At 68.5% G+C, this 12,074-nt stretch carries 4 protein-coding genes and 1 pseudogene; 2 read left to right on the plus strand and 3 right to left on the minus strand.

Going from position 1 to position 12,074, the window contains the following annotated elements:
• Together E1258_RS23950 and E1258_RS23955 are read right to left on the minus strand one after the other, a co-directional pair.
• A partial coding sequence (locus E1258_RS23950; protein WP_165949884.1) for a LamG-like jellyroll fold domain-containing protein occupies positions 1-7,327 on the minus strand: 7,327 nt, incomplete at its 3' end.
• A 13-nt stretch (positions 7,328-7,340) separates the two neighbouring features.
• The gene (locus E1258_RS23955; protein ID WP_165949885.1) at positions 7,341-9,797 is read right to left on the minus strand and encodes a DNRLRE domain-containing protein; all 2,457 of its coding nucleotides are present in this window, start codon (positions 9,795-9,797) and stop codon (positions 7,341-7,343) included.
• 553 nt (positions 9,798-10,350) lie between these two features.
• Here E1258_RS23955 and E1258_RS23960 point away from each other — a divergent pair.
• Both E1258_RS23960 and E1258_RS23965 read left to right on the plus strand, forming a co-directional pair.
• Positions 10,351-10,650 (plus strand): hypothetical protein, encoded by a 300-nt coding sequence (locus E1258_RS23960; RefSeq protein WP_132405094.1) that lies wholly within the window; start codon positions 10,351-10,353, stop codon positions 10,648-10,650.
• A 115-nt stretch (positions 10,651-10,765) separates the two neighbouring features.
• A pseudogene (locus E1258_RS23965) lies at positions 10,766-11,170 on the plus strand (IS6 family transposase); the annotation flags it as partial.
• A gap of 14 nt (positions 11,171-11,184) precedes the next feature.
• On the opposite strand, the gene E1258_RS23970 reads toward E1258_RS23965, so the two are convergent.
• On the minus strand, positions 11,185-11,967 hold the full coding sequence (locus E1258_RS23970) for a transposase family protein (RefSeq protein WP_132405096.1): 783 nt from the start codon (positions 11,965-11,967) through the stop codon (positions 11,185-11,187).
• Positions 11,968-12,074 lie beyond the last annotated feature (107 nt).

Below are 12,074 nucleotides of genomic sequence, written 5' to 3' on the forward strand. Positions count from 1 at the left end.
GGCCACCACCGATCGACGCCTGCCGAGACGGTGCCGACGCCGGGCTCGGGCCACCACGGACCGCTCGGTTCGCGCCGCCGAGCAGTCGGGTACCGCCACCGAACCGGCTCAGGCCACCCGACAGCGCCCCGTCCAGGCCACCCTCCACCATCGTGCCGGCCAGGCCACTCCACGAGAACTCCTCATCCCCGCGACTGACATCGACCATGTAGCCGGCCCCGGCCGACATCGCACCCGCGACAGCACCGGCGAGGATCAGACAACCCACACCGGTGGCGCAGAGCGCCCCGACCGCCACCGCCGCCGCGAGCCCGACCGCCGCGGTGGCCACGAACTTCCAGGGGTCCTTCTTGATCGTCTCCACCGTCGACTTGACGGTGGTCGCGACTTTCTTGACGGCCTTCTTGGCTGTCTCCTTGACGCATTTGCCGACGCCACCGGAGACGCACTTCTTCGCCGACTTGTAGGCGTCCCTGACCTTGTTGACCTTCTTCTTCGCCCACCGGACGGTGGAGTCCTTGACCACCTCGACGGCCTTCTTGGCCTTGGTCACGACCTTCTTCGCCTTGGCCTTGACGTCGCTCCAGGCCCGACCCGACGCCACATAGTTGAACGCCGACGACGCCTTGCTGGCCACCGCGCGGTACGTCGCGACCGGGTTCGTGACGACCCTGACCGTCTTCTTGAGGAAACTCTTCAGACCCCAGTGACCGGTCGGGTCGATGGTCGTCATCGGGTTCGCGTCGCCGTACTGGAAACGGTTGGCCGCCACCGAGTCCGGCACCGGGTCGTTCGACGCGGTGTCGCGGGTGTCGAACTGGCCGGTGTCCGGGTTGTACCAGCGGGCGTGCATGTTCACCCGACCGGTCTGGGTGTCGGTCCACTCCGACTGGTAGCCGAGGTTACCAACGAGACCAGAGGTGGTCAGGACCGTGCCGAGGGGGTCGTAGCTGGTCGAGCCGGTCAACGCCGTACCGGTGGCGGTGAACTGGCCGACCACGTCCCGATGCAGATCGGTCCACGCGTATACCGAACCAGCGCCGGCGCCGCTGCCCTGGCCGAGCAACTCGCCACCCGGGCCCCGGGTGTAGGTGGCTGTGCCGTCCTGGGCCAGGGTGTTGCCCAGTCCGGTGTAGCGGAACTGCGGCTGGACGGCACGGCCCAGCGCGTCGTAGGAGTAGGTGCTTGTCCCGCCGGCCGCCTGTTGCGAGACGACCTGGCCGAGAGCGTCCGCCGTCGTCTCGTAGGTGAGGCTGCCGGAGATCGTCTGGCGCAGCGTGCCGCGCGGGGTGTAGACGTACGAGCCGACCCCGGTCTGGGCGGTGAGCCGGTTACGGGCGTCGTAGGTGAACGCCTTCGCTCCGGCCTGGGTCCGGTTGCCCGAGCCGTCGTACGCGTATGCGGTCACCGCGCTGCCGCGGGTCCAGGAGGTCAGCCGGTTGGCGAGGTCGTAGCCGTAGGTGTTCGATGACGCTCCGGCGAATCCGGTGGTCACCTTGGAGTTCATGTTGCCGTTGGGGTCGTAGCCGTAGGTGATCGACCCGAGGGTCGTCGTGCCGTTCGACGTACGCAGGGTGTCCGTGCCCAGGCGCTGCAGATGGTCGTAGGTGAGGGTGCGGACGTTGTTGTTCGTGCCGTAGGTGATGGTCGACGGCAGCGACATGGTGTTGTAGCCGATGGTGAGGTTGATCCCCGTGGTCGGGTTGGCCGCCGTCCGCAGCCGGCCGGCGACGTCGTAGGTGTAACTGGTCGTGCCGGCCGCGTCGGTGCGTGACGCCATCCGGCCGTCTCGGGTGTAGCCGAACGACGTGGCGTTGCCGGGGCTGTCGATCGTCAGCGGCAGACCCCGGTCGTCGTAGCTGACCGAGTTGGTGCCGTTCGGGGCGGAGAAGGAGGTCAGCCGTCCGGCGTCGTCGTAGCCGAACGAGCGGGCGGTGGTCGCGGCTTCCGCGCCGGCGCCGGTCTGGCCGGTCAGCCGGTTGAGGTCGTCGTACTCGTTGTCGATCCGCACGCCGCCGGGTGCCAGTTGGGCGACCGCCCTCGCGGCCTGGTCGTAGGTCACCGTGTAGGTGCGGTCGGCCAGGTCGGGATGGGCGTTCGTCGCCGGCTCGATCTGCGACTCCGGCAGGCCCCAGCTGTTGTACGTGGTCCAGAACGCGTTGTTGCGTCCGTCGGTGAACCGGGTCCGGTTCCCGGCCGCGTCGTAGCCGAACGAGGTGGTGATCGCCGTGGTGGCGGTGATCGGCTGGACCTCGCTGGTCAGGTTGTTCAGTGCGTCGTAGCCGAAGGTGGTCGTGGTCTGGCGGGCGTCGGTGGAGGCGACCAGGTTGCCGTTGTCGTCGTACGCGGCTGTCTCGGTGGTCATCACCACGTTGCTGGGGTTGCGGTTCTCGACCCGGACGGTCCGGCCTGCACCGTCGTAGCTGAACAGCCGCCGGGTGTCGTCGGCGTTGAGGATGCGCGACACCCGGCCGAGGCCGTCGTAGTCGATCGAGGTGGGGTTGCTCGCGCCATCGCGGATCGTGACCTGCTCGCCCAGTACGTTGTTGGTGTACGAGGTGGTCACGCCGTCCTGGGAGGTGATTTTCTGGAGCCACGGGCCGGCCGCGGCCGTGTTGCCGTAGGCCCCGGTGCCGTAGTCGTAGCTGGTCGTGTTGACCAACGGGGTCGGCTGCCGGACCACCTGGCTGATGGTGACCTGCCGGCCGAGGTAGTCGTAGGTCGAGGCCGACTTCGCGCCGGTCGGGTCGACGGTTTCCAGCAGGTCACCGACGGGGCTGTAGGTGGCGGTGGAGAACTTGCCGTTGGGGTCGGTCACCTTGACCGGGTTGCCGAACGAGTCGTACTCGTAGGTCGTCGTCTTGCCGCGCTGATCGGTGGTGGCGACGACCTGGCCGAGCTTGTCGTAGGTGGTGACGGTGTGCGCGCCCACGATGGGGGTGCCACCCGGTGGGGTGTAGTCGGGCTGGATCGTCTTCCACGGACGGCCCAGCGCGTCGACCCGGACCTGGGTGATGTTGCCGAGCGGGTCCTGGGACTCGACCTCCTCGCCGAAGGTGTTGTAGCCGAGCTTGGAGATCGGCCGGATCGGCAGCGGGGTGCCACCGAGGACCTCGGTGCTCACCGCCGGGTCGAGTTGCTGGACGAGCTGACCGGCCTCGTCGTACTCGAAGTCGGTGCGGTTGCCCTTCGGGTCCACCACCGCGGTGGTCAGACCGCGGTCGTCGACGGTGTAGTTGGTGGTCAACTGGTTGGTGCTCAGCGTGGTGTTGCTGGTCCGGCCATTGCCGCTGCCGTAGAGGGTGGCCACTTCGGTGGCCGAGACGGCCCGCTGGTAGACCTGAACGTTGTCGATGTTGCCGGCGAAGGTGGCACCGCCGCCGTTGCCGTAGTGCACGCCGCCGATACTCAGCGGCGTGACCGAGTTGAACGGGGTCGCGTTCGTGGCGGAGACACCGGCGACGCTGTTGGCGTAGATCGACATCGCCTTGGTGCCGGCGTCGAAGACCCCGACCAGGTGGACCCAGGTGTTGGCGGCCGGGGTGAGGTTCGCCGTCGCCGTCGCGGACGACGCCGGTGAGGCCGAGTCCGACGACGGCGAGACGAAGGCCCACTTGTTCGCCGTCCGGTGGTACTGGAGGAAGAAGGCGCCGTGGTTGTTGCCGCCCTGGCCGACGGCGGTTTGCGAGGTGGTCAGGTTGCTCACCCGCACCCACGCTGAGACCGAGTACGACTGGGTGGTGTTGAGCACCGGCCCGCCGGTGTCGAGGCTACCGTTGGTGAAGGTGCCGAACCCTCCACCGAGGGAGGCCCCGAGGTAGCCGGAGGCGTCCTGTTGGGACGGCGACGAGTCGTGGGCGGTGAAGATTTCTCCTGCTTGGCTGGTCTCGTCCAGCTTCCACCAGCCGGCGGGCCGGGACGCCGCGTTGGTGCTGATGCTCTCCGAGGTCAGCCGACCCATCGGGTCGTAGGTGTTCTCGACCGTACGCAGCACGGTCTCGTTGTCGCCGGACGTGTTTCGGGTCGCCACCACCCGGTCGTCGGCGTCGTAGGTGTAACGGGTGGTGCGGGGGATGTCGTTCACGACCACCCGCGAGGCCTGCAGGCGGCCGGCGCCGTCGTGCGTGTACTGGGTGTTGGTCGCGCCGTTGTTCTCGGTACGGGAGGACAGGTTGCCGGCACGGTCGTAAAGGTTCTCCTCGACGACGTGGCTCTTCACACCGTCGGTGCGGGTCACTTTCCGCAGGGTGCCGTCGGCGTTGTAGACGTAGTTGGTGGTCCAGTTCATCGCGTCGGTCTCGGACGCGAGGCTCCCGTCGGTGTAGTAGGTGTTGAAGGTCAGCCTGGTCCGGGCTCCGTCGGCACCGGTCAGGTGGCTGGTCAACAGGTGACCCTCGGCGTCGTACAGATCTTCGATCATGCGTAGCACGTCGCCGGTAGGGCAGGGCTGGCCCGGCAGGGGGTCGCTGTCGCAGGAGACGGCCTTCGTCTGGTTGCCGTACACGTCGTACTCGAAGACGGTGACCGCGTCGCCCGGGTCGACGCTCTTGATCATCCGGCCGTACCGGTCGTAGGCACTGCTGGCCACCCGGGGGCTGTCGCCGCCGGTGGTGTCGGCCACGGTCCGCTGGGTCACCAGGCCGTCGGCGTCGAAGACGTCGGTTGTCCGGGCGGTGTGCACCGCCCCGGTGACCCGGTTCGTCACCGGCGGCTCGACCGTCTCGGTCACCTCGCCGTCCGCGTCGTACGCGTAGCTGGTGACCTGCCCGGCCGGGTAGGCGGTCGAGATCACCTTCTTGGTGGTCACCCGGCCCAGCCCGTCGTAGGTGAACTCGGTGACCAGCCCGGCCGGGTCGGTGACCCGGACCGCGTCGCCGGCTGCGTTGTAGTCGGTGCGCTGCTGGGAACCGCGCGGCGAGGTGGTGGTCAGCGGCAGACCTGGCGGGGTGACTCCCCCGCCGACGGCCGCTGTGGTGGCGGTCGTGTAGGTCATCGCCGTGGTCCGACCGTTGGGGTGGTCGGGCACCGGTGGTGAGATCATGCTGGTCCGGTTGCCAGCCGTGTCGTAGGTGAAGCGGGTCCGGTACCGGGAATCGGTCTCGGTGGCTCCCCGGGCGTCGACCATCTCGATCAACTGGTCGTTGCGGGCGTCCGGGGTGAGGTTGACGGTGGTGGCGTCCGGCCAGTACCGGTAGTACGACGTCTGGCACTCGTCGCCCACCTCCGTGTTGTGGTGTCGGCAGGTGGTCGACCGGATCGTGTTGCCGCGTACGTCCTTGCCCGACTCGGTCTTGCGGCCCAGCGGGTCGTACTCCACCGAGACGAAGCCGCCCACGTCGAAGCCGTACGTGGTGGTGTTGCCCAGCGCATCGGTCTGTGCGATCAGCCGGTTGCCGTTGACCAGGTCGAACATCTGCTTGATCGGTCTGCCGGTCGGGTCGGTCACGGTGGCGGTGGTGACCGGGGTGAGCACCGGGCCGGTGGCCCCGGCCGGTGGCGGCAGGGCGCTGCGGGAGGCCTTGTAGTGAGCGTCGACCGCTGCCTCCGACAGCGCTTCGTCGTAGTAGGCGAACTCGGTGATGTTGCCGGTGAAGTAGCTGACGTCGCGGGACGAGCCGGGCCAGTTGCGGGTGGTGCCGGCACCGATGTAGCCCAGTTCCGAGAATGTGGGCACCAGCGAGCCGACCTTGGTGCCGACCAGCTTGTTGTCCAGGTAGAGCCGCTGCCGGTCCTGGTAGCCGGCGGAGAGCACGACGTGGTGCCAGTTGCCGTCGTTCACCTTGGTCGTCGAGGTGATCGGGCTGGCCGTTCCCGTGTACATGGCGCCGCGCAGGTAACCGTCGGCGCCGACGTAGAGCGCCGGCACGTAGGCCCCGGTGGTCGGGGTACCGCCGTTGACCGCCGAGTCCTGGTAGCTGTAGAGCACCCCGCTCTGCGCGTGGTTGGCCGGCACCTTGAACCACATCTCGATGGTGTGCGGCCCCTCGAACGGCACCACGCCCCAGCCCTGCATCCGGACGAACGACGATGTGCCGTTGAAGCCAGCCCCGAAGGTGTCCGCGAACGGGCTGGTGGTGTTCGGCTGCGCGGTGTTGAAGGTGACGTTGTTGTAGTAGGCGCGGTTGCCCACCACCTTGTTGACCGCCTCCGCCGGAGCATCGATGTCGCCGAGCCGGTAGTAGTCGCGCGGCCGGGAGCCGAGCACCGTGGAGACGTACACCTGGCTGGAGCCGGAGGTGGTGGGGGCCTCGATCTGCCAGACGCCGCCGTTCTCGTCGGTGACCTGGCTGACCCGGCCACTGACCGTGTCGTACTCGACCTGTGCACGGATCCGGCCGGCGTTGCTGCCGACCTCCGAGATCACCGGCGTCCCGACCTGACCCGACTGGTAGAGGGAGGTGACGGTGGAGCCGGTCAGCGCGTGGTTGTAGAACGCGACATCGGCGATCGAGCCGGTGAAGAAGGCAGCGGTCGGCGCGGTGTGCGGCTGCGCCGGCCACGCACCGCCGAGGAAGCCTGCGCCGATGTAGCTGTTCGTGGCGCCGACGCTGGCCAGGGTGATCGCCCCGTTGAGCACGCCGACCTCGACGCCGTCGAGGTAGAGCCGCTGGCTGCCGCCGTTTCCGGCCAGCGCGACGTGGTGCCACTGGCCGTCGGTGACCGGAGCCGGCGAGGCGAGCGTCGAGGCCGCGTTGCCGGTCCAGAACTGGCCCCGCAGCCGCCCGTCGGAGCCGACGTAGAGCGCGGGCGTGTACCCGCCGGTGGTGGTGGCACCGGGATCGACCGCGTCCCTCTGGTAACTGAACAGCACACCGGTGGGGGTGCTGGTCCGGAACCACATGCTGATCGACTGGTACGAGGCGTCGGCGATGGCCTTCGCCGGCAGCTTCACCCGGGAACTAGTGCCGTTGAACGTGGCGGAGGTGGAGGTGGATCCCGGGTGGGCCGCGGACCCACCGAGGGCGACGTTCTGCAGGACACCGGCGTCGCCGCCGTCGTTGGACAGCACACCACTCTGCGCGACCGTCGCGCCGGAGGGCTCGTTCAACCGCCAAAAAGAGTACGGCGAGGAGTTTAGTACGGTGCTGGCGTGCTGCGCCGTCGCGGTGTATTCGTAGCTGGCGCACTCGGTGCTGGTACCCGGTGGACAGACCCGCTCGAGCAGATCCGTGTCGTACTCGTACGACCAGGTCAGCACGGTGCCTGGGGCACCCGGGGTGACCGGGTCGGTGGTGACCGTCGCGACGTGCGGGTGGGCGGCGCCCGCCGGGGTGGACCAACCGACCGTCAGGGTACGGTTCGACGCCACCGACCGGAGCTGGTCCACCCGCCCGTTGGTGTCATAGCGCAGGGTCAGCGCCCGACCGGACGCGTCGGTGACCTTCGTCAGGTGGAAGACACCGCCGCCGGGCGACTGGGTGAACTCGTACCCGGTGGCGTCCTTGTCGGTCAGCGAGTAGCCGCCGGTGATCGCCGTGAAGACGGAGAACCGGCCGGACGGCGGGACCCACCGTGCCGTCGTTGTTACGGCCGAACGACACCTCCTGCCCGTCGGGATAGCGGATCGTCGCGGTCTGCAGCACCCCGGCGGCGTCCCGGTCCTCCCGGGCGCGCATGTCCAGCAGCGACGACCAGCCACGGCCGAACGCGCTGTCGGCGCGGGTGTCCAGGCTGTTGTAGTCCCGCGTGATCGACAGCGCGGGACCGACCGTGGCGACCTCGGCGTCGCTGTCCGAGGTGGTGTAGTTGCCGACGCTGGCTTCGTAGCCCTTGCCGCCGTTCTGGGCCAGCGAGGAGGTCACCGCCGGCTGCGGCACCTGCGTCGAGAAGGCGTACGTGACGGGGGCGGATGGTCCGGTGGACGAGTAGTCATTGACCTGCACCGCGTACAGGTAGGTCTTTCCCCAGGCGAGCACACCCGGGGGGACCTTCCAGACGCCGCCGGGCACCCATCCGGAGGTGGTGATCTGAGCGCCCTGGTCGTTGTAGATCAGGAAGTTGAAGCGCAGTCCCTTGGCCGGCCAGTTGTCCGGATCGTTGCCCTGCGCGGCCAGTTCGGGGGTGAGCGTGCTGACCGGATAGTTGTTGGCCGGGTAGCGGGCCGTCACCTGCGGCACGACGTTGTCGCTGTAGGTGACGTCGATGAACGGGTCGCACTGGATCGCGCCGTAGGTGCTGTGGGTGCAGGTCAGATTCGGGTTCGCCGAGGTGAACCGTTTCCAGGCGGCGCTGTCGGTCTCCGAGGCGGTGAGCGCCAGGCCGTAGTTGCCGGTACCGGTCACCCACTCGTTGACCTGCGCCGCGTTCAGCGCCGCCGACACCCAGGTCCCGACGTTACGGGTCCCGGAAGTGTTGTTGCACGCGGTGGTGCTCGACGGTGAGGCGTTACCGATCGAGGCCGAGTACGACGGGAAGGTGCCGTACTTGACGGTGGCGGCGTTCCAGTTCGAGGTGACCCGGTGCACATCGAAGCGGCGGGCCACGCAGCCGCTGCCGACGCCCTGATAGCTCATGAACAGGTTGAGGTCGGCAGCGCTGAGCCGCTTGCCCGCGAAGGTGGTGCCGAAGGTCGGGAACGGCATCAGTGACTTGGCCTTGCCACCGCCGCCGTCGAAGGTACCGACCGCGAAGTTGTCCTCGGCGGACCGGTCCGGCTCGGTCGCGCCGGACTGCACATAGGTGTCGCCGGTGGTGGTCGCGATGGTGGCGGTCGGGTCCAGGACCACCGGGAACCGGCGGGCCGGATCGCGCAGCCACGCCCCGTTGATCGACATCTTCAGTGTCGGCGTCCCCTCGACGTCGACGATCTCGTAGCGCATCGCGTGCGACATGACGCCCGCGCCGGTGGCATCCACCGCCGCGTCCTCCAGATAACCGACCGGCATCGACACGACGACCTTTCCGTCGTCGCTCACGAACTCGACCGCCCCACCGACACCGACCCGCGCGGTCAGACCGGTCAGCCGCAGCGGGTAGATGTACTCCGTCGGCACCTGTGCCGACCGCAGCAACAGCAGTTCCTTGACACCGTCGGCCATCGCGCCCAGCTCGAGGTCGACGTCCGGGAAGACGTTGGCGTACCGGGCGATCTCACGGTCCACCACCGGCGCGCCGATGGTCGCACCGGAGAGCGTGAACGCCAATTCCCGACCGCCGCCGAGGGACAGCCGTACGAGGTCGTCGTCCTCCTCGAGGGAAGCGGAAGGGCCGCCGTCGGCCTGGGCCGACCTGCCCGGAACGGGTGCCTGCGGGCCGGCGAAGCTCAGGTCGAAGGAGTTGCCCGTTACCCGGGGCCGCCCGTCGGCACCGGTACGCAGGATGCTGTCGATCTGTTTGAACGTGCCGTCGGCAGCCCGGTAGTTGATTGGGCCGCGGTGCACCCGCCGGGTGTAGGAGCCGTCCGGGTTGCGGTAGACGTCCGACTTCTCACTCGCCGCCGACGCGATCCGTTCGCTGGCATCGGGGTCGAAGCCGGTGTCGGCCTCGCCGGTGTTCACCGTCCCCGACCCCGGCCGGTGCGGCTCGTAGCGCTTCAGTTCACCCTTTGCCGGCTTGCCCTTGCCACCGGCCGGCGCTTGGGGGGCGGTGACGTAGTGGCCCTGCTGCGGGGCCCGTCCCCGCTCCTGCTCCGGGGTCGACGGGGCATTGAACGCCCAGGATGGCCGGGTGGAGAGCCAGCTCCACAGCCAGGACAGCGACGGCGATGGTTGGTCCGTCGGTACCGCCCCGGGGGGCACGCCGATCCCGAGGGCCAGCGCGAGGATCAGGGCCGTGGCGAGCCGACGGGTTGAGCGCATGGCGGTGCGCTGTGGGCGGATCGTTTGGCCGGTGGTCTGGATTGTGCCTGCCGTTTGTGGGCACGCCGCAACCAACTGCGCACGGCAGTCCTCCCCCGTAGCCCGCGCTGCAAAGTCAAGGAAGCTTGCATTGCGCGAGTCGCACTGGCAAGGCCCTGCACGGCGCATCTGCGGGGCAGGGCCAGCGAGCACGTCCGATTACATACAGTGATCCCATTGGTTGGATTCGGTTATGGGATTGCTCCGCCGCGCTCCCCTGCCACGTTGACAGGTGGCTATGCTCTGGCGACTCGCCACAACAAGCCGTGAGGCGAACGGGGAACACGGCGTACCGGGGGTCGTCATGGGTGAATGGCTGCGGCGGCAACGCGTGCTCGTCGCTGTCGGGGTCGGGACCGTCGTGGCCGTCACAGCCGTCGTGGCGATTTGGGTCCTGTGGCCACCGTCGGACACTGAACCGGTCCGGGAGCGGCGTTACCGCGACACCACCGCATGCCTGCTCACTGACGAGAGAGGACTAGCCGGCGAGCCTGCCGCCGCCGTCTGGGCAGGGATGCGAGAGGCGTCGACCGACACCCGGATCAAGATCCAGCACCTGGCGGTGTCCGGGCCGCAGAATCCGGCGAACGCCCTCACCTACTACAACAGCCTGGCCAGCCAGAACTGCACGGTATTCATCGCCGTGGGCGAGGTCGCGGTTACCGCCATGGCCAGCGGACGGTCGAACTTTCCGCAAGCGCGTCACCTCGCGGTCGGGCACGATCCAGGCGACCCGAACGTGACCCTGGTCGAGGCCGCCTCGACTGACGCGACTCGGACCGCCGTACGGGACCTCGTGAGCCGGGCGGCTTGACCGACGCTGGAATCGGTACTCGGAGATCTCAATCACCGCCGTTGGAATGTCGGGTCTGTTGCGTTGGGCGGATGCATGATCGATATCGGCATGGCCGGTGTGGTGTGCTTGGCCGGTGAGGTCGTCGTCCCGCCTCCGGTCCTGGTCTCCGCCGTCGTCGACGTTCGTCGGGTTCCGGTTCCCGCCCGAGGTGATCGTCCTGGCCGTCCGCTGGTACCCGCGGTTCAACCTCTCCTATCGGAATGTGGAGGAACTGCCGGCCGAGCGCGGTGTCGAGGTCGATCACGTCACCGTCTACCGGCGGGTGCAGCGATTCACCCCGCTGTTGGCCAACGCCGCCCGATTCTCCCGCCACTGTCCGGGTGACCGCTGGTTCGTGGACGAGACCTACGTCAAGGTCAACGGCGTCTGGCGGTACACGTACCGGGCCGTGGACCAGCATGGTCAGGTCATCGACGTGCTCGTCTCGACGCGTCGGGACACCGCCGCGGCCCGGCGGTTCCTCCACCGGGCGCTGACCACACTCAGCCTTTTTCATCGTGCGTGGCGGTTGGCTTCGAGGTGGTGCAGAGCGAGGATGGCCTGCACGATCGCGGTGGCGCGGTGTGGGCAGCAGCGCAGCTTGGTCAGGATCTTCCAGGTCTTGAGGGTGGCGATCGCGCGTTCGCCGCGGGCGCGGATTCTCGCGTGGGCGCGGTTCACGGCCTTCTGCCGGCGTGACAGCTTCGGGCGGAAGCGGTGCCGCTTGAATGGTGTGCGCACGCTGCCGCCGGCTCCTTGGTAGCCCTTATCGGCGAAGGTCATCACATCCGCGCTGGTCAGCGCGTCGATGACGCCGTGGGTTCGGGCTGCGGTCAGGTCATGGGCCGAACCGGGCAGCGCCGGTGCAGCCCAGACGAGCCGGCCAGCGGCATCGGCGATGACCTGCACGTTTACGCCGTGGCGCTTGTGTTTCCCGGAGTAGTACGGCTTCTGGTCGGCGATCCGGTCGGTCGGAATCAGGGTGCCGTCCAGGATCGCGTACGCCAGCCGGCGGATCCGTCCCATGGCGGTGGCCAGGTCGTTGGCGACCGCCGTGAGCAGGGCTGTCGCTTCCTGGACGTAGCGCCAGGCGGTGGCGACGCCGATCTGAAAGCCGGTCGCGAGTCGGGTGTAGGTGTCGCCGTTGCGCAGATGGGCCAGAGCCAGCAGCGCCTGCCGTCCGGGATCGAGACGTCGCCACCGGGACCGGCGCTGCTTGCGATGGGAGCGGATGCGTTCGGCGAGGTGGTTCAGGGTGCGGCTGGACAACGGAATGGTGGCGGGGTAGGACAGCATGGCGAGGCTCCCGGTCGGGGCTTCGAGTCTTGGTCGACAGCTGTCCTACCTGGAGCCTCACACCCATCGATCACCGGGCCCGCCGCACCCACCCCGAGCTGCAAGAT

This window comes from Micromonospora sp. KC207, assembly GCF_004348615.1.
In the GTDB taxonomy this organism is placed as follows: Bacteria; Actinomycetota; Actinomycetes; order Mycobacteriales; family Micromonosporaceae; genus Micromonospora.

Excerpts from the sequence above, each read along its gene's own strand:
- E1258_RS23955 (WP_165949885.1), bottom strand. The coding sequence starts at position 9,797 with ATGCGCTCAACCCGTCGGCTCGCCACGGCCCTGATCCTCGCGCTGGCC.
- E1258_RS23960 (WP_132405094.1), top strand. The coding sequence starts at position 10,351 with ATGCGAGAGGCGTCGACCGACACCCGGATCAAGATCCAGCACCTGGCG.
- E1258_RS23970 (WP_132405096.1), bottom strand. The coding sequence starts at position 11,967 with ATGCTGTCCTACCCCGCCACCATTCCGTTGTCCAGCCGCACCCTGAAC.